Annotated in this window: 14 protein-coding genes; 8 read left to right on the forward strand and 6 right to left on the reverse strand. The window is 70.8% G+C overall.

What is annotated here, in order from left to right:
- Positions 1-82: 82 nt before the first annotated feature.
- From F6B43_RS08300 to F6B43_RS08315, 4 genes are all read right to left on the reverse strand, one after another.
- A complete protein-coding gene (locus tag F6B43_RS08300) occupies positions 83-3,007 on the reverse strand; it encodes a glycosyl hydrolase (RefSeq protein WP_150448316.1) in 2,925 nt (974 codons plus the stop codon).
- A gap of 453 nt (positions 3,008-3,460) precedes the next feature.
- Positions 3,461-4,927: a carboxylesterase/lipase family protein gene (locus F6B43_RS08305; protein WP_150448317.1), complete on the reverse strand. Its 1,467-nt coding sequence runs from the start codon at positions 4,925-4,927 to the stop codon at positions 3,461-3,463.
- Between the two features lie 279 nt (positions 4,928-5,206).
- Positions 5,207-5,830 (reverse strand): DUF1684 domain-containing protein, encoded by a 624-nt coding sequence (locus tag F6B43_RS08310; protein WP_150448318.1) that lies wholly within the window; start codon positions 5,828-5,830, stop codon positions 5,207-5,209.
- Between the two features lie 67 nt (positions 5,831-5,897).
- Positions 5,898-7,718, reverse strand: a complete 1,821-nt coding sequence (locus tag F6B43_RS08315) for a DUF2207 domain-containing protein (RefSeq protein WP_150448319.1) — start codon at positions 7,716-7,718, stop codon at positions 5,898-5,900.
- Between the two features lie 44 nt (positions 7,719-7,762).
- On the opposite strand from F6B43_RS08315, the gene F6B43_RS08320 reads away from it, so the two are divergent.
- Positions 7,763-8,203, forward strand: a complete 441-nt coding sequence (locus F6B43_RS08320) for a MarR family winged helix-turn-helix transcriptional regulator (protein ID WP_150448320.1) — start codon at positions 7,763-7,765, stop codon at positions 8,201-8,203.
- A 144-nt stretch (positions 8,204-8,347) separates the two neighbouring features.
- Here the strand turns inward: F6B43_RS08320 and F6B43_RS08325 are convergent, their stop codons facing one another.
- Positions 8,348-8,638 (reverse strand): DUF4287 domain-containing protein, encoded by a 291-nt coding sequence (locus F6B43_RS08325; protein ID WP_150448321.1) that lies wholly within the window; start codon positions 8,636-8,638, stop codon positions 8,348-8,350.
- Positions 8,639-8,910: 272 nt separating this feature from the next.
- On the opposite strand from F6B43_RS08325, the gene F6B43_RS08330 reads away from it, so the two are divergent.
- Positions 8,911-9,891, forward strand: a complete 981-nt coding sequence (locus F6B43_RS08330; protein ID WP_150448322.1) for a hypothetical protein — start codon at positions 8,911-8,913, stop codon at positions 9,889-9,891.
- A gap of 232 nt (positions 9,892-10,123) precedes the next feature.
- Here the strand turns inward: F6B43_RS08330 and F6B43_RS08335 are convergent, their stop codons facing one another.
- Positions 10,124-11,635: an L-serine ammonia-lyase, iron-sulfur-dependent, subunit alpha gene (locus F6B43_RS08335; protein ID WP_150448323.1), complete on the reverse strand. Its 1,512-nt coding sequence runs from the start codon at positions 11,633-11,635 to the stop codon at positions 10,124-10,126.
- A 113-nt stretch (positions 11,636-11,748) separates the two neighbouring features.
- Here F6B43_RS08335 and F6B43_RS08340 point away from each other — a divergent pair, with 113 nt between their 5' ends.
- From F6B43_RS08340 to F6B43_RS08365, 6 genes are all read left to right on the forward strand, one after another.
- Positions 11,749-13,860 carry a prolyl oligopeptidase family serine peptidase gene (locus tag F6B43_RS08340; RefSeq protein WP_150448324.1) on the forward strand — a complete coding sequence of 704 codons (2,112 nt, stop codon included), beginning with the start codon at positions 11,749-11,751 and terminating at the stop codon, positions 13,858-13,860.
- Entirely contained in the window at positions 13,857-15,749 is a 1,893-nt protein-coding gene (locus tag F6B43_RS08345) for an alpha-amylase family protein (RefSeq protein WP_150448325.1), read from the forward strand. The genes F6B43_RS08340 and F6B43_RS08345 overlap by 4 nt, the downstream gene beginning before the upstream one ends.
- A 154-nt stretch (positions 15,750-15,903) precedes the next feature.
- Positions 15,904-17,034, forward strand: a complete 1,131-nt coding sequence (locus tag F6B43_RS08350) for a P1 family peptidase (RefSeq protein ID WP_246159851.1) — start codon at positions 15,904-15,906, stop codon at positions 17,032-17,034.
- 74 nt (positions 17,035-17,108) lie between these two features.
- A complete protein-coding gene (gene coaBC, locus F6B43_RS08355; RefSeq protein WP_150448518.1) occupies positions 17,109-18,362 on the forward strand; it encodes a bifunctional phosphopantothenoylcysteine decarboxylase/phosphopantothenate--cysteine ligase CoaBC in 1,254 nt (417 codons plus the stop codon).
- 22 nt (positions 18,363-18,384) lie between these two features.
- Entirely contained in the window at positions 18,385-19,335 is a 951-nt protein-coding gene (gene coaA / locus F6B43_RS08360; RefSeq protein ID WP_150448326.1) for a type I pantothenate kinase, read from the forward strand.
- Between the two features lie 37 nt (positions 19,336-19,372).
- Positions 19,373-20,758 carry a pyridoxal phosphate-dependent decarboxylase family protein gene (locus F6B43_RS08365; RefSeq protein WP_150448327.1) on the forward strand — a complete coding sequence of 462 codons (1,386 nt, stop codon included), beginning with the start codon at positions 19,373-19,375 and terminating at the stop codon, positions 20,756-20,758.
- The last annotated feature ends 684 nt before the right edge of the window (positions 20,759-21,442 follow it).

Consider the following 21,442-nt stretch of genomic DNA (forward strand, 5'->3'; position numbering starts at 1 on the left):
GAAGACCCCGACACCGGGAAAACCCTGACACCGGAACACCCGCACGACAGCCTCGCCGTGGCTCAGCAGAACAGTAGCGGCCTCACTCCCGCACGAGACGCACCGGGCCGAGCAGGCCGTACTCGCGCACGTGCGTCTTCTGCATGAGCCCCGCATCGCCGGCCATCTGGCCCATGATGTCCGGCAGATCGTCGTAGTACCCGCGCGCGAGCAGCCGGTTGTTCAGCGAGCTCGAGACGCGCACGACCACCTCGTTCTCACCCTGGCGGAGGTCGTCGGTCACATCGACGACCGGATGCGCGGTGTCGAGCCCGCGCGGCGCACCGCCGTTGACGCGCACCGACCCGAGCCCACCCGCCGTCGATCCGAGCTGCAGCAGGTATTTGGCCCCCTCGACGAGGTCGACCCCGAAGCGGGTCGCATACTCGCCCACGCCCGACACGTCGGGCCCGACCTCGGCGATCTCGTGCCATGACCGCAGCGCCCCGGTGCCGGCATCCCGTCGCGTGACTGCCGTATGCGGACGCACCTCGCGCGACTCGTACCCGAGCCCGCGGTCTTCGGTGATGACCTCGAGCTCGCCGGCATCCCAGCTCTCCACGGCGATCCGCCACTCAGCCAGTTCGGCGACCGTCTCAGGCTCGCGGATCTCGGAATCGGATGCCGCGGCCCCCGACCGATCGAGGGTGAACAGCGCCGTCTCACCCGGGGCGAGCCGCGCCGACACGATCGTGCGGTCGCCGTCGGCGCGCACCCCCGCGTGGGGGCGCACGGCCCCGGACCACGCGTCGATGCGATGCACCGCCCCCCGGCCGGGGAGGGCCAGCTCGACGGTCGTCGCCTGACCCGTCTCGTACAGGAAGTTGTAGACGTAGACGTGCAGCAGGTCGCCGTCTTCGCGGAGATGCGTCAGGATGCTCCGGTTCTCGCGCACGAACTCGGCGCGCCCCGTCACCCCCAGACCGCGGAGGGCCTCGACCGTGCGGGCCGGGTCGTCGATGCGGGCGACGGTGGGCTGGGCGACCAGGGCGGCGATCGTCGCGGCGAGCTCATCGTCGCGCCCGTCCAGCCCCGGGGTGCGGGCGGCCGCGTGCGGATACACCGAGTGCTCCCCGGTGGCGAGCTGCTTCAGCTCGCGCGCGCCGTCGACGACGAGCACCTTCAGCCCGCGCTCGGCCCAGCTCAGCACGTAGGCCGCCACGTCGGGATCGAGCTCGCCCTGGTAGACGATGAGCGCCTGGTACCCGGGGCCGTCCGGCTGTACGAGTTCGCCGTCGAACGAGACCTCGTCGTGCATCAGCAGCGAGCCGTCGAAGAACTCGTACGTCCACCCGGCATCCTGCATCCCGAGGTCCTGCCACCAGTGGTTCTGCCGGTCGCGCATCCACATCCGGCCATAGGCGACCTCGTCGGGGATACGGCCGCCCCGGCCGTCGCCGAACGCGAAGCCCGACGTGTTGTCGGTGAAGTGGTCGGTGCGGAGGATACCGACGTCGATGCGCGGGCGACCCTGCCGGAGCACCGCCTGGTAGCGCCCGATCGCGTCGTTCCAGAGCGGATAGAACTCGGATGCCGGCTGCCGGGTGTCGAACCGCTCCGAGAACATGCTCCACATGCCCTCGTGGCCCGGCCACTCGGTGACGCTCTCCGCTCCGGCGGTGCTCGCCCAGCCGTGCAGCACGGTCTTGGTGATGCCTGCCGCGAGCTGCGTGGCGATGATCTGATCGTAGAAGCGGTGGTCGAGCATGTGGTTGCGCGTGGTCGCCCCGGTCTCGGACGAGTACTGCTTGCCGAACAGGTGCGCGGGGCCGCCGAGCAGCCGGTAGGCGTCGATCTGCGAGCCGAACTCGAGAGACTCGGTCTCGATGCCGTCGACCTCGGGCCCCGGGCGGGTCAGTTCGAACGGGAGCCCGTAGCTGATCTCGGAGCGGAGCGTCATCCCGTTGCGGTGCAGGAACGCCGCGAACGGGCGCAGCATGTTCTCGATGTAGAGGTCGGTGAGCGTCCGGACGTAGTCGAAGCGCACCTTCTCGATCGTGACGGACTGCTCTGCGAGGGGCTCGTAGTGGTAGATCGTCCCGACCGCCATGAACGGCACGCTCCGCGTGAGGAAGGGCAGCCACGGCGCGATGTCGTAGCCGCGGCGCGCGCGGAACTCGGCGGCCACCGTGCGACCCCAGAACAGTCCGCCCGCACCGTAGGTGGTCAGCTCGAGCGAGTCCATGTACATCTGAGCGCGAGGGTTCTGGGCGATCTGGGCGCGCAGCTCCGGCGTCAGCACGACGGTGTCCCAGTAGTCGATGACCGCGAGCGCGCCGTCGGGATCGACGTAGTTGACGGTGTAGTTGACCGACGCCGATGGCGACGCGGTCTGGCCGGTGCCGTGCATCCAGAAGGTGAACAGCTTCCACTCGCCGTCGGGGGCGGTCCAGTCCAGGGCCTCATCGGAGACCTGGTCGGTGAGATCCGTCAGGGACTCGGCATCCAGGATGTTCCCGCTCACCACGCGTGCCGCGACGACGGCGACCAGGTGCTGATCGCGGATCGTGCCCCGATGCCCGGGAAGGATCCCCGCGGGGGGTTCGGCCTCGAGGTCGATGCGGGCGAGAGCGCCCTCCCGACGGCCGCCTCCCTTCAGATCCTCGATCGTGACGTCGAGCTCCTTCGCGGCGGCCGGGTGGTCGGCATCGATCGACGGGAGATTGGCGTTGGACCAGTTCGTGCCGGAGGTGAAGCTCACCGACATGCCGCGTGCGGTCGTCTCCTCCACGACGATCTGCGAATCGTGCACCCACTCCTCGGCTCCCCAGCCGTAGCGGGAGTGGTCGATCGCCTCCTCATCCATTGCGAGGAACTCCATCCCGCCGAATCCGAGGCGGTGCGCGGTCTCGATCTCGTGCCGCAGCGTCTTGTCTGTGTGCAGGCCTTCGGCCAGCCACCATCGCAGTTCGGGGCGGTACTCGATCGCCGGTGAGGCCACGAGCTTCGCGAGGTCTTCGATCGACATGGGTTCTCCTTCGAACACGTCAGTGTGTCGAAACGTCGATGAATCGTTCCAACGCACGCGACTCTATGCCGCCTTCGGTGGCGAGTCAATGTCCTGAGGAAACTACTTTGAGGTTCGCACGCTTCCCAGCTGCCGCTGGGAGATCACATAACGAAGAAATAACGACAGGGCTGGTGTTCCGTTACCTCGTCGTTATACGCTTCTGGAAGCGGAAGTTGTTTGCTGTGGCAGCGACCGTCATGTGATTGCAGGAACCTCTTGGTGCAAAGGGACACGGGCCGGTCGGATGCCTCTCCGACCGGCCCTCACCCGTTAACCGGCGTCTCGCCTTCTCGGGTCGTTCGCGAACATCTCGAAGGATCGATGGTGCGGGTGAGCACGGGAGTGGCCCCCGCGCCGAACCGGCAGGCCCTCTGTCCTTCCAGATGTCCGGGTCGGGCCCGGCGCCGCGGGTCAGGGACGGCGCCAGAGCGCGCGTTCGTCGGCGCGATCGTCGGCGACGATGCCGCTCACCGTGTCGAACCTCATCGCGATCCGCGTGGCGGGCGTGTACGCGGGCCACCCCGGATCTCCGGTCGCCGCGAACCGCACCCACGCCGAGTGCATCGCGTCGGCCAGTTCCTGCGGGGCGGGTCCGCCCAGCATCGCCGCGCCGGCCGGATCGTCGAGGGCGTCGAAGACGAACCCGAGCTCCAGCGCATGGCACGCGCCGAGCCGGCCGTCGTAGGCGCCGGAGCGCCATGCGAACTCGTAGACGAACGACCCCGCGTGCCCCTCGGCGAGGCGGAGCGCCGGCATCCGGTAGAAGCCGTCCGTCATGATCGCCGCCGCGATCTCGCCGCTCCCGGCGCCGGGGCGGTTGCGCCGATACCGCCGGACCGTCCCGGGGCGGCGAGCGCCGTACGTCCAGCCGAAGAGCGACGCCACGACCCGCGGCATCCTGTCGATCGCGCCGCTGGGCACGAAGAACAGCCGCGCCTCGTCGCTATTGGTCCCGATCAGCAGGTCGACCCCGTTGCCGACGCCGGCTGTCAGGAGGTCCTCCGGGATGCCGGGCAGCACCTCGCCGTCGACCACAGGTTCGAACAGCATCAGGTTTCGAGCCACATCACCCCAGAGCCGTTTGCGGGGCTTCGCCGAGACCTCGGCGCTCACCTGGGTTGCCGCGGCCAGCACGCGCTCGATCGGTACCGCGCCGATCGCCTCGCGGGTGGCCTCGACGCCGAGGACCTCGCCGACGCGGGCGGCGACCTTCTTCGCCGATTCCGGACTGATCGCCGAGACGCCCGCACCCGACTCCGCGATGGCCCGATGGAACAGGCCCTTCGCGCGTGGCATGACCATCAGGGTGCACACGCTCATCGCGCCGGCAGACTCACCGAAGATCGTGATGTTGCCCGGATCGCCTCCGAACGCCGCGATGTTGTCGCGCACCCATTCCAGGGCGGCGACCTGATCGAGCAGCCCCAGATTCGGCACGCCCTCTCCGGTCCAGAGGAAGCCGTCGACACCGAGGCGATAGTTGATCGTGACGAGCACGACGCCGTCGCGCGCGAACCGGGCCCCGTCGTAGATCGACACGGACCCCGAGCCCGTGCTGAAGGCGCCGCCGTGGATGAAGACCATGACGGGGGCCGACCCCCAGAGGTCGGGCGTCCAGACGTTCAGGGTCAGGTAGTCGTCGCCGGGGTGGACGCGGTTCGGCAGGAGGCCCTCGAGCGCTCCGTGCGCCGGCTGCGGCGCGGTGGCGCCGAAGTCGACCGCATCCCGAACCCCTTCCCACGGCTCGCGGGCGAGGGGTGGCTGGAAGCGCCGTTCGCCGATCGGAGGCTCGGCATACGGGATGCCGCGGAACTCCTGGATGCCCCCCACCACCTCGCGGCCGCGGACGGCTCCGGCTCGGGTGTGCGTCATCGTCATCCGGTCACCTCTCCGGTGCCATCATGCCTGAGGATGCCGAACCGACGGATGCCGGCCCATTCTGGGCATCGACGATGCGCGAGAAAAGAATCACGGAAAGATAACGGAAACCCCTTGCCGTCGTTACCTCGCCGTTATACAGTTCTGGAAGCGGAAGTTGTTTGCTGTGGCAGCGACCGTCATGTGATTGCAGGACACTCTTGGTGCAGGGACACGGGCCGGTCGGAATCTCCGGCCGGCCCTTTCCGCACACGCCCGACTGTCTGGACGTCCCGGAGCTCAGCCGTACAGCTCGCCCACCGGAACGGGCACGGCGAGCCGGTTGCTCGGCGGCGCCAACGGACATGCCCACGCGGGGTCGTACGCGCACGACGGGTTGTAGGCGAAGTTGAAGTCGACGACGATCGTGCCGGCCGCGGCATCCGCGCCCAGATCCGCACCTTTGATGGTGTCAAGCAGGTAGCGTCCCCCGCCGTACGTGCCGCCGGGACGGCCGGCCAGCCCGTCGCGGAACGGCACGAACACGCCGCCGCCGTACGACGCGAGGCGCCAGACGTCGAGAGTTCCGACATCCGGGATGTCGACGAGTCCGATGCGTTCGAACGGCACGGTGCCGTCGGTGCCGGTCTCGAATCCGAACCCGGCCGGCTCGGTCGGGAGGATCGGCAGTTCGAAGCGCCAATCGGGGTCGTACGGCGCGATGGGCAGGCCGGTGAAGCCCCAGCGGTCGGCGGGCATGAGGGGCGTCGCGGGGTGCCGTGCCATGAGGTCGTCACGCTCGATGCGCCAGAGCTCGTGCGCGTCCTCCGGGTCGTCCGCGGCGCGCACCGCGTCGTAGAGGGCGAACACCCGGCGGCGCCAATCGGCGATCTCCAGGGCTGTGCGAGCGGATACCTCTGCCATGCGTCCAGGTTAGGCCCGGGGCACAGGACCGCGGGCCGGCCCAGGCCGCAGACCTCCGGGGCGCGGGTCAGACGCCGCCGCCTCCGCCGCCCCCGCCTCCGCCGCCCGCAGAACCGCCGCCGCCGGATCCGCCCGAGGTCGACGAGGAGGACGACGCGACCGCCGACAGCGACGAGATCCCGGCGGAGAACGATGCGGCGTTGAACCCCGAGGTGCCCGCGTACCAGTAGGGCGTCGCATCCGGTCCATATAGGACGGCGAGCTGCTGGGCCCACGCCTTCTCCTGGCCGAAGACGACGGCGAACGGCAGCAGCACCTCGTACAGCCTGAGCATCTGCCGCGGATCGCTCGGGTCGACGCGCACCCGCTCCGCGCCGGACGGCGACTGGAGCATGCGGATGCGGTCGGCCTCGGCCCACTCGATGAACACCTTGAGCCCCGCGAGGTGGTCACGCACCTCTGCGCCCGCGGCCGTGAGGGGCTTGCGCGCGACGAGCCCGCCGACGATGAACACGACCGGGATCGACACCACCATCAGCAGGATCGGGATGAGGGCCGACACCCCTGCCCCGAGGGCGAAGAAGCCCAGCACCCAGACCAGAACGGCCGCGACGACCGCGAGCACGACGGGCAGCGCCCGCGTGCGAGCCGCCACCTGGCGGCGCAGCCCGCGGCGGGCGAGCTCGGCGCCGGCCGCCTTCAGGATCGACTGCGCCGCGGCCGAGAAGCGCGCGTCGCTGCGGCCGAACTCGAAGGTCGCACCCGGCGACATCATGCCGAACAGGCCGGCCAGCAGCATCCGTCCGTCGCCGTCCGCACGCGAAGGGTCGAGCAGCTCGGCCACGAGCTTGACGCGCCCGAACCAGCTGTGCCCGCCCTCCACGATGCGGATGCTGCCGACCACCGCCTGCTCGAGAACCTCGGCCGGGATCGCCTTGGCGTCCTTGCCGAGCAGCACGGCGCCCTGCAGGGCGTCGACGCCGGGAGGCGGGGTGTACTCGGCGATGATCGTCGGGCGCCCCGGTTCATCCCTCAGCCGGCGTACCCGCACGATGATCGCCGCGATCAGGGCGGCGAGCACGCCGAGACCGGCCGCTCCCTGCAGCCAGCCCCACGGCGAGGCCAGGTAGGACGCATCGAACGGCGCGAACGTGCCCCTCTCGAACGCCACCGCCATTGTCACGGTCTGGTACGGGTAGACCTGCCCCGCGTCGGCCCGGACGATCGCGCCGCCGTCGGGCCCGGCATCCCGAGCGATGTCGCAGGTCTGCGTCGAGCCCTGGTAGCCGACGTAGCACGATGCCGCCCCGGTGAGGGCGTCGGCGAGGTCGGGCGCGACATGCAGGCGCGCGGTGACACGACCGAAGGTCTGTGCCCACTCGACGCCGTTGACGTCCCAGTAGAACTCGTCGGCGTCCGTGTCGGCGAAGGAATACGTGACGTTCTCGAGCGTGTAGGTGAAGACGTACGTCTGCGGGCCGTGCACGAAGTCGGCGTCGCGAGAGGTCATCGTGAACGTGCCGCTGTCGGAGCCGGTCTCGGAGGGCCGGGGGTTTCCCGCCCCGTCGGTGATCGAGACCAGCCGGGGAAAGAGCGGCGCACCGTTGTACGAGTCGGGGATGCTGCGCTGCATCCCGTGATTCTGGTCGGACGAGGGGAAGACGGCGTCGAAGGTCTCGACCACCGTCATCCGGCTGGTGCCGTCGTCGGCACGCGTCAGCGTGTAGTCGACGTCGAGGCTGTCGAACCCGAAGTCCTGCAGGCCTGCCGGAACGACCCGGCTGGCGGCGAGCTCTGGCGCTGCCGCGGCTCCGCCGCACGCCGCGAGCGCCACGGATGCTGCGACCACCGCGAGGGCGGCCGCGAGCACACGAAGAATCCGCCCCATGCGCCATAGCCTATGCGCACACTGTGCGGCTTATTCTTTAGTGCATGACCGATCGCCGCCTCGCCGTCGACGCCTGGGAGAGTCTCTTCCGGGCGCAGCACGAGGTGTTCGCCGAGATCAGCTGCGACTTCGACGACACCGGCCTGAGCCAGGCCGAATACGACGTTCTGCTGACCGTCACGCGCGGCGACGACATGACCGCGCGGCTGCGCGACGTCACGGCGAACATGCTGATCAGCCAGCCGAGCGTCTCGCGGCTCGTCGAGCGGATGGCCGCGCGCGGGCTCATCTCGAAGTGCTCCGATCCCGACGACGGTCGTGGCGCCCTCGTCCGCGCGACCGAGGAGGGGGCGGCGGCATTCCGTCTGGTGGCCCTCGCGCACGGCAGGTCGATCGCGGAGCGCATGTCGCAGCTCGACGACGAGGAGCTGGTGCAGCTGCGCGATCTCACCGAGAAGCTGCGCAGGCCCGCACCGGAGTGCTGAGCCGCCTCGCCCGGCCGTCAGACCGCCGAGACGAAACAGGCCCCGAGGCGCCCGGGCGGCGCGAAACACAGGGAAGGTCCCGGCCGTTCGACGCTGAGGCGCCGTGGCGGGATCGGAGACGGGCGCCGAGAGATCAGACCGGGATCAGCCGGCCGGGTTGGTCGCTCTTCCGTCGAGCCAGAGCGTGTCGGATGGGTCGCTGTGCGCCGCGCCCGTGCCGACGTGCTTCGCCGAGATCTGCGGGCCCTTCGTGATGACGTGCACCAGCGCCATCGCGTGGCCGCGGCCCAGGCCGTAGTCCTCGGCCAGCCAGGTCACGATCTCACCCGCCTTCGTGCCGGGGCCGAAGCCCTTCTCGGTCGCGAGGTCGATGAACTGCCGTGGCGTGAGCCCGGTCTTGTCCTCGATGTTGTCGAGGTACGACTGGAATGACATGCACCGGCCTCCGTCACGTTCTGTCCCAGCCAGCCTAGGGCGCCGCGTCCTCTGATGCATGTGCCGCCAGCTGTCCCGCGAACACCACGTTGCCCCAGCTCACGGGGCGGCTCTCGCCGCCTCGCGCCACCGGAACCGACGACATCCGGCCCGCGAAATGCGAGAACCCGCGCACGCGGTGGCTCCTCCCCCACAGGGTGCCGCGAGCCCGCCTTCCACGAATGCGCGGCCGTCGGCCCGGGGGGAGGCCGTGGGACGGCAATAGTGGACGGATGTCGCGGCCTCCGTCACCCCTCCCCCCGGGCCTCGGCGCGTCCTTCGCGCGCCGCGAGGCGGTCGCGGCGGGGGTCACGGAGCGGCGATTGCGGGCGAAAGATCTCGAGACACCATTCCGCGGAGTCCGCGCAAGGCCGGAGAAGGCGATCGTCGACACCGATGAGGACGATCCGCTTGCGGCGGATCGCCGCACCCGCCGACGTGTCCTGCGCCTTGCCCAGGCGTACACGCACGTGATGCCGGCGCACGCCTTCTTCGCCGCGCGCACCGCCGCAGTGATCTACCGGGCCCCGATCGCACACGGCGACGACCTCGACGTGGGAGTGCACGTCCCGGCGAGATCGATCCGACGCCGGGGCGTGCGCGGGATCAAGGTGGAGCGGAAGCTGGCGACGATCCGCGAGTTCGACGGATTGCGCCTTTCGAGCCCTGCCTCGACCTGGGCCATGCTCGCCTCGGAGCTCAGCGTGCGCGAACTCGTCATCGTCGGCGACGGTCTCGTTCGCGTGCCGCGTGACGACCGCGGCGTTCGTCGCCCACTCGCACAGCTGACCGACATCGAGCAACTTCGCCGGGCTATGGCCGCGGGGCGTCGCCCCGGAGTGTCGAGATTGCGTGAGGCGGTAGAACTCATCCGCGTCGGCAGCTCCTCGCCGCTGGAGACCGAGTACAGATTGGATGCCGCGGCCAGCGGCCTCCCCGACCCCGAGCTGGACGTCGACATCATGTGCACGCGCGGGCGTCGGCTCGGTATCACCGAGATCGCGTACCGCGGGTGGAAGGTTCTGGTCGAGATCGAGGGCGACCATCACCGGACGAGCAGGAAGCAGTGGAACCGCGACATCGAGAAGTACGCGGCATATGTCGCGGAAGGATGGGAGGTCATCAGGCTCACCTCGGCCCACATCCGCGGCGCCGACCCGAAGGCCTCCGCCATCGTCCGAGAGGTTCTCTACCGTCGCGGCTGGCGCCCGTGAGCGCCTCGAGTGACAGCATCCGACCGGAGTTGGCCCGCGAACCACTCCGCGAGCTTCGTGGGCCGCTTCCTGCCGCATCGCGCCCCTCGTTGCGACCCCAACTGGCCCGCCTACCTCGACGGCGGCGACTCGGGGGCCGGCTTGCGCCGCCACAACCCGACGAGAGCGACCCCAACTGGCCCGCCTACCTCGACGGCGGCGACTCGGGGGCCGGAGGGCGCCGCGTGGGCGCTCAGCACTCGATGACGTTGACGGCGAGGCCGCCTTCGCTCGTCTCCTTGTACTTCGTCGACATGTCGATTCCCGTCTGGCGCATCGTCTCGACCACCGTGTCGAGCGACACGTAGTGGCTCCCGTCGCCGCGAAGCGCCAGCCGCGCAGCGGTGACCGCGGTCGAGGCGGCGATCGCGTTGCGCTCGATGCACGGGATCTGCACGAGCCCGCCGACCGGGTCGCACGTGAGCCCGAGGTGATGTTCCATCGCGATCTCTGCGGCGTTCTCGATCTGGCGGCTGGTGCCGCCCATCACCGCGGTGAGGCCGCCGGCCGCCATCGCGCACGCCGACCCGACCTCGGCCTGGCAGCCGCCCTCCGCGCCCGAGATCGAGGCATTGGCCTTGAAGAGCGATCCGAGCGCCGTCGCAGTCAGGAGGTACCGGCGGATGCCCCGGCGGCGGTTCGCCTCCGCCACCGCGTCTTCGTCCCACGCGCCTGCCGAGGCAGCCCCGAACGCATCGCTCAACGAGCGCGGCCCGGCAAAACCCAGCAGCGCGCTGCCGACCAGCTCCCCATGGGGCGTGACGGCATTGCCGACCCCGAGCCCCGAGTCGGCGAGGAAGCGCCACCAGTACATCCCGACCGCCGGCACGATGCCGGCAGCGCCGTTCGTCGGTGCGGTCACGACCCGCCCGCCTGCGGCGTTCTGCTCGTTGACGGCGAGCGCGAACGCGCCCAGCCATTCCCCCGGCAGTTCGCGGTGCCCGTCGGCCTCGGCCGCTTCGAGCTGTGCACGGATGGCCGAGGCTCGCCGCTTGACCCGCAGCATCCCGGGGAGCACTCCGTCGTTCTGCAGCCCCGCCTCGACGCAGCCCGCCATCGCGTCCCAGATCGCGTCGAGGCCGGAAGCGATCTCCGCATCGGTGCGCAGCGCCTCTTCATTCACCCTTGCGGCCTCGGCGATCGTGATGCCGCGCTCGTCGCAGAGGGCGATGAGCGATTGGGCGTCGTCGAAGTCGAGGGGGAACGGCCGGGCCTGCACGCGCGGCGCTTCGCCGTCGCGGCGGATGAAGCCGCCGCCGACCGAGTAGTAGGTCTGGCTCGACAAGGGCGAGCCGCCCGCGTCGAACGCCTCGATCGTCATGGCATTCGGATGCCCCGGCAGCCGCGTCCGCGGGGCGAACGTGATGTCGCCCTTGGCGAAGGGGATCGGGTGGACCCCCGCCAGCAGCAGCGGGCGACCCTCGGGCCAGTCGGTCCAGGCCGAGCGCACGGCATCCGGATCAGCCGTCGCGGGCTCCAGACCCTGGAATCCGGCCACGACCGCGTCGGGCGTGCCGTGGCCGATCCCCGTCGCGCCCAGTGATCCGTACAGCGTGCACGCGAGGCGGGAGGCGCGCGTCAGAGAGCCGGACGCCCTCAGCCGCTCGACGAAATCGAGGGCGGCCCGCATCGGGCCGACCGTATGGGAGCTCGAGGGTCCTACACCGATGGAGAACAGCTCGAACGCCGAGACATAGGCGCTCATCCCCCCAGGCTACGCCGGGTGCGTCGGGAGTGCGGGCAGCGATGAAACCCACTCCGTCCTCGAGGCTGCGACCGGCGTAGTGCGGCTCGACGACCGGCGCTTAGGCTGACGGCGTGACCCGCACCACCACCGACAGCACGTCCGGCACGACCAGCGCCCCCACGACCGACGCCGCCGACGAACCCGCCGACCCGTATCTCTGGCTCGAAGAGGTCCGCGGCGACGACGCCCTCGCGTGGGCGGCCGAGCGCTCGGCCGAGACGGAGGCGAGGTTCGCCTCCGCGGCGCGCAGCGCTCTCCAGGAGCGGCTTCGAGGCATCCTCGACGACCCTGATCGGCTGGTCGTGCCGAGCAGGCACGGCGAGTGGATGTACGACGTGTGGCGCGATGCACAGAACCCCCGGGGCCTCTGGCGCCGGTGCGGCCGCGATGCGTTCCGCGCCGGCACGCCCGAGTGGCAGGTGCTGCTCGACATCGATGCGCTCGGCCGTGCCGAAGGCACGACGTGGTCGTTCTCGCGGGCGATCCACGGGCCCGCGGGCACCGACCGCGTCCTGCTGCAGCTCTCGCCCGACGGTGGCGATGCGACGGTGCTCCGCGAGTTCGACCTCGCCACGGTCGCGTTCGTCACCGAGACCCCGTTCGCGCTCGATGTCGAGAAGACATCGGTGGCGTGGATCAGCGCCGACGAACTGCTCGTGGCGACCGCTCTGGCCGGCGGCGGCAGCACCGATTCCGGCTACCCGCTCACCGCCCGTGTCTGGCAGCGCGGCACGCCCGTGTACTCGGGCTTCACCGCCATCGAGGCCGCCACGACCGACGTGGGCGTGTTCGTCAGCGTCGATCGCACCGATGGCATGGCGACGGCGACCGTCGATGTCGCGCACGACTTCTTCCACTCGGAGGAGTACGTCTGGGATGCTGCGCTCGGCGCTGCCCCGAAGCTCGTCGCCGCCCCGCAGGACGCCCTGGTTGCGGTGCACGGAGCCTCCGTCGTGATCCGCACCACGACGGCGTGGACGGTCGCAGGTCACGAGGTCGCCGCCGGGTCGCTCCTGGTCGGCCCGCTCGAGACGGTCACCGACGGCGACGGCTCCGGGCTGGAGGTCGTGTTCACCCCGACCTCGACGACGGTGCTCGATTCGTGGCGCTGGACCAAGCGCCGCCTCGTGCTCACGCTCCTCGACGACGTGCAGTCGCGGATGCTGGCGCTCGACCCCTCCGACGGCTGGCGTGCCACCGACCTCGACCTCGGCGCGTCGCCCGACGACCTGCTGAGCGCCGGGGTGGCGACGGCCGACGCCGACGAAGACGACGAACTGTGGATCGTCGTGCGCGGCTTCCTCACTCCCCCGACGCTCATCGTCACCGATGCCGTGGACCAGGGGCCCACCACCGTCGCGCGGTCGCGCGAGACCTTCGATGCCACGGCGCTGGCGGCGACCCAGCACTGGGCGGTGTCGGCCGACGGCACCCGCATCCCGTACTTCGAAGTCGGCCCGCGCGAGCACGCTGCCCATGCGCCCGTGCTGATGAACGGCTACGGCGGCTTCGAGCACGCGCTCACACCGGAGTACCCGACGCTCGTCGGGCCGGCGTGGCTGGAGAGCGGCGGCGTGTACGTCGTGGCGAACATCCGCGGCGGAGGCGAGTTCGGGCCCGCGTGGCATCTCGCCGCGCTCCGCGAGAACCGGCACAAGGCCTACGAGGACTTCGCCGCAGTGGCCGCCGATCTCGTCGATCGCGGCGTGACCACGGCAGACCGCATCGGGTGCCACGGGCGCAGCAACGGGGGCCTGCTCGTCGGAAACATGCTCACGCAGTTCCCCGAGCGCTTCGGCGCGATCGTGTGCGGGGTGCCCCTGCTCGACATGCGGCGCTACACCCGTCTCTCGGCGGGCGCCAGCTGGATCGCCGAGTACGGCGACCCCGACGACCCCGCCGACTGGGAGTTCGTGCGCACCTTCTCGCCGTACCACCTCATCGATCCGGGGCGGGCCTACCCGCCGTCCCTCATCTACGCCGCGACGAGCGACGACCGCGTGGGCCCCGCGCAGGCGCGGAAGATGGCGGCCCGGCTGCTGGCCGACACCGACGCCCAGGTGCATTACCTCGAGCCGGTCGAGGGCGGGCACGCCGGCACGATCGAAAACGCTGCGACGGCCGCGCTGCACGCGACGATCTACGCCTTCCTCGACGAGGTCCTCGTGCGGAGGCCGGCATGACCGCCCTCACGGATGCCGCGGCCGACCTCGACGCCGTCCGAGACGCCGTCGAGGCCGGCGCGGGAACGCTCGACGCCTCTTTCGTCGAGCGGCTCGATGCGCAGTTCCCGCGCCTGCACGCCCTGTTCGCCACCCTGTACGGCCATCGCGCCGACGCGCGCGAGCAGCTGAGCGCCGTGGTCGGTGAGGCCGCGGCATCCTGGAGTCGTCGCCCTCTCGAACTCCGTGCCCGCGACGCGCAGCGCGCGGACGACCCCGACTGGTTCCAATCGGAGCGGATGCTGGGCGGGGTCTGCTACGTCGACCGCTACGCCGGCGGGCTCGCGGGGGTGCGCGAGGCGATCCCGTACTTCCAGGAGCTCGGGCTCACCTATCTGCACCTCATGCCGCTGTTCGAGGCGCCGGAGGGCAATTCCGACGGCGGGTACGCGGTGTCGAGCTATCGCCGCGTGAACCCTGCGCTCGGCACGATGGAAGAGCTCGCCGAACTCGCCGCCGACCTGAGGCTGGCGGGCATCTCGCTCGTGGTCGACTTCATCTTCAACCACACGAGCAACGAGCACGAGTGGGCCCGCAACGCCGTGGCGGGCGTACCCGGCTTCGAGGACTTCTATCTGATCTTCCCCGACCGGACGATGCCCGACGCGTACGAAGAGACCGTGCGCGAGATCTTCCCCGACGACCACCCCGGCGCGTTCGTGCCGCTGGAGGACGGGCGCTGGGTCTGGGCGACGTTCTACCACTTCCAGTGGGACCTCAACTACGCCAACCCGGCGGTGTTCCGGGCGATGGCCGGCGAAATGCTCTTCCTCGCGAACCAGGGCGTCGAGATCCTGCGGATGGATGCCGTCGCCTTCATCTGGAAGCGTCTCGGAACGACATCCGAATCGCTGCCGGAGGCCCACCTGCTGCTGCAGGCGTTCAACGCCGTGCTGCACCTGGCGGCACCGTCCATGCTCTTCAAGTCGGAGGCGATCGTGCACCCCGACGAGGTCGCGGCCTACATCTCTCCCGACGAGTGCGAGCTGTCGTACAACCCGCTCCAGATGGCGCTGACGTGGGAGGCGCTCGCGACCCGCGATCCGCGCCTTCTGCAGCAGGCTCTCGAACGCCGGCACGCGCTGCCGGCGGGAACGGCGTGGGTCAACTACGTCCGCAGTCACGACGACATCGGCTGGACCTTCGCCGACGAGGACGCAGCCGAGCTCGGCATCCAGGGGTACCCGCACCGCCGCTTCCTCAACGACTTCTACGTGAACCGCGTCGAGGGCAGCTTCGCCCGCGGCGTTCCGTTCCAGGAGAACCCGAAGACCGGCGATGCGCGGGTGACGGGCACGACCGCGTCGCTCGCCGGCATCGAGGCGGGCGACGCGGGGGGCGAGGACCGAGTCGTGCTCGCCCACGCGATCGCGATGTCGACGGGCGGCATCCCGCTGCTGTACCTCGGCGACGAGGTGGGGCAGCTCAACGACTACTCGTTCCGCGACGACCCCGACCGCGCGGGAGACACGCGGTGGGTGCACCGCCCCGAGCGGCCGGCTGCCGCGTACGACGCGCGGACGGATGCGGCGACCACCGCAGGCCGCGTGTATCAGCGGCTGTCGCGGCTGATCGAGACCCGCAAAGCGACGCCCGAGTTCGGCGGCAACGCGCTCATCGGCTTCGGCGCGAACCACCCGACCGTGCTCGCCTACCAACGGCCGGGTGAGGCCGGCGCGGTGCTGGTTCTCGCGAACGTCGGCGACGACCTCGCGCTGATCGACCCGCTGACCCTCTCGGGCTTCGCCCCCGAGGCGACCGACATCGTGACCGCGCGCGAGGTGGACCTCGCCCACGGCGTCGCGCTGCCCCCGCACGGCTTCGTCTGGCTCCGCGTCACCCCGCGCTGACCCCCGGCTCCTGCTTCACCCCACCGCGACCGCTCACCCGGCGGAACACGCCCGTCACCGCCGCACCGAAGGGCGTGTCGCGTGGGTGAGCGGGGCCGGTGAGGCGCTGCGGGAGGGGCCGCGACGAGGGCGAGGGCCGCACTAGGGTGGGGGCGTGGATGTGACCCGGCTCGACTGGCGCGTCGGCGGCACGGGCCGACTGCGCATCGGCCCGCGCAACGCCATCACCGATGTCACCGGCATCCGCGTCGGCCATGCGCAGCGTGTCGGCGACGGGTGGCTGTCGGGCTCGACCGTCGTCTACGGCGGCGAGACGGGGGTGACCGCAGCCGTCGACGCGCGCGGCGGCGGCACGGCGACCCGCGAGATCGCCGCGCTCGACCCCACCGGAGTCGTCCAGCGCATCCACGCGGTGTACCTGGGCGGGGGAAGCGCATACGGACTGGATGCCGCGGGCGGCGTCATGGCGGGGCTCGCCGAGCGCGGCCTGGGCTTCCAGGTCGGCCCGGAACCGACGCACGTCGTGCCGGTCGTGCCCTCATCCACCCTCTTCGACCTCGGTCGCGGCGGGGACTTCTTCGCGCGCCCCGATGCCGCCCTCGCCCGGGAGGCGCTCGAAGCGGCCCTCGCGAGCGACGACGGAGCGGCCGTCGCGCAGGGATCGGTCGGCGCCGGCACCGGCGCGATCGCGAGCGAGATCCGGGGCGGCGTCGGCACGGCGAGCGTCGTGCTCCCGGGCGGCGGGGTGGTCGGCGCACTCGTCGTCGTCAATTCCGCCGGCAGCACGGTCAATCAGCGCACGGGCCTTCCGTGGGGCGAGATGTTCGGACTCGCTCACGACGACGGCACCCCCGAATTCGACCTGGTCCCTCCCTCCGAAGCGGCGCGTCAGCGCGCCCTGACCGCGCTGGCCGAACTCGCCGGCGGGCGGCTGCCCATGCGACCGCTGAACACGACCCTCGCGGTGGTCGCCACCGACATCCCGCTCAGCCGTGGAGAGCTGCTGCGCCTGGCCGGGTGCGCCCATGACGGCATGGCGCGTGCGATCCGCCCGATCCACACCCTGTCCGACGGGGATGTCGCCTTCGCGGTGTCGACCGGAACGGGCGCGTGGCCGCCGGGTGAAGGCCCCATCGAGGCGCTGCACCCCGGCGACCGGGTCAACCAGGTGCTGACCGCGGGTGCCGACGTCATGGCACGCGCGATCGTGCACGCCGTTCTCGCGGTCGAGCCGGTGACCACACCGACCGGCCACGTTCCCTCCTACCGGACGATGTACACATGAGCGAGGAGCCGACCGGCGATGAAGCCACGGATGATGGACGCATGAGCGCAGACCACGCGGGCGCCGATCGATCGCTGAACATCGTCGTCGGCGTCACCGGCGGCATCGCCGCCTACAAGACGATCCAGGTGGTGCGCGAGCTCGTGCTCGCCGGCCACACCGTGCGCGTCATCGCGACCGACGCGGCGCTGCGGTTCGTCGGCGCTCCGACGTGGGAGGCGATCAGCCGCAACGCGCTGAACACCTCGATCTTCGACGACGTCGCGGCCGTCCGGCATGTCGCCCTCGGCCAGCAGGCCGACGTCGTGGTCATCGCCCCCGCCACGGCGAACACGATCGCCAAGCTCGCCGCCGGGATCGCCGACGACCTCCTCGGCACGACGGTGCTCGCGAGCCGTGCGCCGCTCGTGATCGCGCCCGCGATGCACACCGAGATGTGGCAGCATCCTGCCACCGTGGCCAACATCCAGACGCTGCGTGAGCGCGGTGTCGTGATCGTCGGCCCCGAGACCGGCAGGCTGACCGGGCCCGACGTCGGGCCGGGCCGCGTGAGCGAGCCGGGCACGATCGTCGCCGCGGTTCTGGATGCTGCCGGCCAGGCGAACGCGGATCGCACCCCGTCCGTGCAGGACCTCACCGGCCGCACCGTGCTCATCACTGCCGGAGGCACGAGGGAGCCCATCGATCCCGTGCGGTACCTCGCCAACCACTCCAGCGGCAAGCAGGGTGTCGCGTTCGCCCTCGCCGCGGCCGCTCGCGGCGCGGAGGTGACCGTCATCGCCGCCCACCTCGACGCCGAGCCGGCGGCGGCCCTCGCCGCGGCAGCGGGCGATTCCGTGCGGGTCGTGTCCGTCTCGACGGCGGCTGAGCTCGCCGCAGCCGTCGACGAGCGCGCGGGCGCCGCATCCGTCGTCATCATGGCCGCGGCGGTCGCCGACTTCACCCCCGAGGTCACCGCCGACCGCAAGATCAAGAAGGCGGGACAGGGCGAACGGCTCGATCTCGCGCTCGTGCGCACGCGCGACGTGCTCGGCGAACTCGTGGCCCACCCGGTCACGGGAAGGATCGTCGTCGGCTTCGCCGCCGAGACCGCCGACGATCGCGACGAGCTCATCGCGCTCGCCAGAGAGAAGGTCGCCCGCAAGCCCGCCGACCTCCTGGTGGCCAACCCGGTCGGCGGGGGCCGAGGTTTCGGCACCGACGCCAACGACACGATCGTGATCTCCGCCTCAGGCGACGTCGTGGCCGAAGTGGCGGGCAGCAAGCGCGAAGTGGCGGACGCCGTGCTCGACCTCATCGCCGGACTCCTCACCGACGGCCTGAGCTGACGTGCCTGATCACCGTGACGCCATGACGAGCAGCACCGATCCGGCCCCCTCCGCTCTCAGCCCGTATCGCCGGATTGTGCGATCCGAGTGGGCGGCGATGGCGCCGGGGATGCCCCAGCCTCTGAGCGCGACCGAGCTCGTTCAGATCCGGGGGCTCGGCGACCGCCTCGACATGGACGAGGTGCGCGAGGTCTATCTGCCGCTCAGTCGCCTGCTGAGTCTGTACGCGCGGGCGGCGAAGGCGCTGGGCGCCTCGACCAGCGCCTTCCTGCACGAGCCCGACACCACGACGCCGTTCGTCATCGGCATCGCCGGCTCGGTCGCGGTGGGCAAGTCGACGATCGCGCGTCTGCTGCGCGAGCTGCTCAGCCGCTGGGCCGACACCCCCCGCGTCGATCTGGTCACGACCGACGGCTTCCTCTACCCGAACGCCGAGCTCGCGCGGCGCGGACTCATGGCGCGCAAGGGTTTCCCGGAGTCGTACGATCGGCGGGCCCTCCTCGAATTCCTCACGCTCGTCAAGAGCGGCGCGCCCGAGCTGCACGCCCCGATCTACTCGCACCTGCGCTACGACATCGTGCCCGACGCGCACGTCACGATCCGCCGCCCCGACGTCGTGATCGTGGAGGGCCTGAACGTCCTGCAACCGCCGCCGGGGTCGGATGGCACATCGATCGCCGAGCTCTTCGACTTCTCGATCTACGTCGACGCCGACCAGGACGAGATCGCCCGGTGGTACGTCGATCGCTTCATGGCGCTGAAGAAGGGCGCTTTCGCGAGCCCGGCGTCGTACTTCAACAAGTACGCCGAGCTCTCCGATGCGGAGGCCGTCGCGACGGCCCTCGGCTTCTGGAACGGCATCAACCTCCCGAACCTCGTCGAGAACGTCCTGCCGACCCGGCATCGGGCCACGCTCGTGCTGACCAAGGGCGCCGACCACAAGGTCGAGAGCGTACTGCTGCGCAAGCTGTAGCGCAGCGCCGCAGCTTGCCCTCAACAACGGAGACGACATGACAGATCAGACCCACGCGGCGGCGATGCACGCCTTCTCAGCAGATACGGCCTCGACGGTCGACGACGTGCTCAGCTACGCGCGACGCCGCGTCACCTATCAGGACGTCCCGCTCGACAAGCCGCTGCGACCGAGCGACCTCTCCCGTCTCGCCGGCGGCACGATCACCGCGGAGGGCATCGGCAGCCGGCGCGCCGCGGCCCTGTTCGAGAACGTCCTGGCCCCGGCGTGCGTGTCGACCGATCACCCCGCCTACCTCTCGTTCATCCCGTCGGCGCCGAGCAAGGCATCCATCGCGTTCGATCTGGTCGTCTCGGCTTCGTCCGTGTACGGCGGGTCGTGGATGGAGGGGTCGGGCGCCGTCTTCGCCGAGAACGAGGTACTGCACTGGCTCGCGGCCGAGTTCGGGCTGCCGGCCGGCGCCGGCGGTGTGTTCATGCAGGGCGGCACGATCGGCAACCTGTCGGCGCTGGTCACGGCTCGCACCGCGGCACGTCGACGGAATGCGGATGCCGGCAGGCCGAACCCCGCGCGCTGGGTCGTGGTCTGCAGCGCCGAGGCGCATTCGTCGATCGTCTCGGCCGCCGAGGTGATGGACGTCGACACCGTCGCGGTCGCATCCGACGCCGAGGGACGGATGCACGGCGCAGGCGTCGATGCCGCCCTCGACGAATACGGCGACGCGGTCTTCGCGGTGGTCGCGACCGGCGGCACCACCAATTTCGGCATCGTCGATGACATCGCCTCGATCGCCGAGGTGACCACGCGTCGCGGAGTCTGGCTGCACGTCGACGGCGCCTACGGGCTCGCGGCGATGCTCGTCGAACGGATGCGGCCCGCCTTCGCCGGGGTCGAGCACGCCGACTCGCTCATCGTCGACCCCCACAAGTGGCTGTTCGCGCCGTTCGACGCGTGCGCCCTGATCTACCGCGACCCCGCGAAGGCTCTCGCCGCCCACACCCAGAAGGCGGAGTACCTCGACACGCTCACCGAGACGCCCGACTGGAACCCGTCGGATCTCGGCATTCAGCTCACCCGCCGGGCGCGCGGTCTGCCGCTGTGGTTCTCGCTCGCCACGCACGGCACCGACCTGTACCGCACCGCGATCGAGTACGGCATCGAACTCGCGCGCCGCATCGCGGACGAGATCGAGGCACGCCCCGGCCTCTCGCTGGTGCGCGATCCCCAGCTCTCGGTCGTCGTCTTCCGCCGCGAGGGGTGGTCGGCCGCCGACTACCAGGCATGGTCGGACCGCCTGCTCGAAGAGCAGATCGGGTTCGTGGTGCCCAGCTCGCACGCCGGCGAGCCGGTGCTGCGCTTCGCGATCATCAGCCCGCTGACGACCTACGAGATCCTCACCGGGATCCTCGACACCCTCGCCTGATCGGTGCGCCGGCTGCACGGGTGCAGGAGAACGCACGCACACAGGATGCTCCGGCCCTCAGCATCCTGCCTCCCAGCGTTCTCCTGTGCCGGTGCGACGACGCCTGCGTCGGTGCGCCGGCCGCGCGGGTGCAGGAGAACGCACGCACACAGGATGCTCCGGCCCTCAGCATCCTGCCTCCCAGCGTTCTCCTGTGCCGGTGCGACGACGCCTGCGCCGGTGAGCCGACGCCTGTGCCGGTGCGCCGGCTGCACGGGTGCAGGAGAACGCACGCACACAGGATGCTCCGGCCCTCAGCATCCTGCCTCCCAGCGTTCTCCTGTGCCGGTGCGACGACGCCGGTGCCGTGCGACGACGCCTGTGCCGGTGCGCCGACGCCTGTGCCGGTGAGCCGACGCCTGTGCCGGTGCGCAGGCCGCACGGGTGCAGGAGAACGCACGCACACAGGATGCTCCGCCCCTAAGCATCCTGCCCCCGAGCGTTCTCCTGTGCCGGTGCGACGACGCCTGCGTCAGTGCGACGACGCCTACGTCAGTGCGCCGACGCCTCTGCCGTGCGTGCGACGACGCCTGCGCCGGTGAGCCGACGCCTGTGCCGGTGCGCCGGCTGCACGGGTGCAGGAGAACGCACGCACACAGGATGCTCCGGCCCTCAGCATCCTGCCTCCCAGCGTTCTCCTGTGCC

This window comes from Microbacterium rhizomatis (assembly GCF_008710745.1).
GTDB classification, from domain to species: Bacteria; Actinomycetota; Actinomycetes; order Actinomycetales; family Microbacteriaceae; genus Microbacterium; species Microbacterium rhizomatis.

What these genes read in the sequence shown, in the direction of transcription:
- F6B43_RS08300 (WP_150448316.1), bottom strand. Translation starts at nt 3,007, where the DNA reads ATGTCGATCGAAGACCTCGCGAAGCTCGTGGCCTCACCGGCGATCGAG.
- F6B43_RS08305 (WP_150448317.1), bottom strand. Translation starts at nt 4,927, where the DNA reads ATGACGATGACGCACACCCGAGCCGGAGCCGTCCGCGGCCGCGAGGTG.
- F6B43_RS08310 (WP_150448318.1), bottom strand. Translation starts at nt 5,830, where the DNA reads ATGGCAGAGGTATCCGCTCGCACAGCCCTGGAGATCGCCGATTGGCGC.
- F6B43_RS08315 (WP_150448319.1), bottom strand. Translation starts at nt 7,718, where the DNA reads ATGGGGCGGATTCTTCGTGTGCTCGCGGCCGCCCTCGCGGTGGTCGCA.
- F6B43_RS08320 (WP_150448320.1), top strand. Translation starts at nt 7,763, where the DNA reads ATGACCGATCGCCGCCTCGCCGTCGACGCCTGGGAGAGTCTCTTCCGG.
- F6B43_RS08325 (WP_150448321.1), bottom strand. Translation starts at nt 8,638, where the DNA reads ATGTCATTCCAGTCGTACCTCGACAACATCGAGGACAAGACCGGGCTC.
- F6B43_RS08330 (WP_150448322.1), top strand. Translation starts at nt 8,911, where the DNA reads ATGTCGCGGCCTCCGTCACCCCTCCCCCCGGGCCTCGGCGCGTCCTTC.
- F6B43_RS08335 (WP_150448323.1), bottom strand. Translation starts at nt 11,635, where the DNA reads ATGAGCGCCTATGTCTCGGCGTTCGAGCTGTTCTCCATCGGTGTAGGA.
- F6B43_RS08345 (WP_150448325.1), top strand. Translation starts at nt 13,857, where the DNA reads ATGACCGCCCTCACGGATGCCGCGGCCGACCTCGACGCCGTCCGAGAC.
- coaA (WP_150448326.1), top strand. Translation starts at nt 18,385, where the DNA reads ATGACGAGCAGCACCGATCCGGCCCCCTCCGCTCTCAGCCCGTATCGC.
- F6B43_RS08365 (WP_150448327.1), top strand. Translation starts at nt 19,373, where the DNA reads ATGACAGATCAGACCCACGCGGCGGCGATGCACGCCTTCTCAGCAGAT.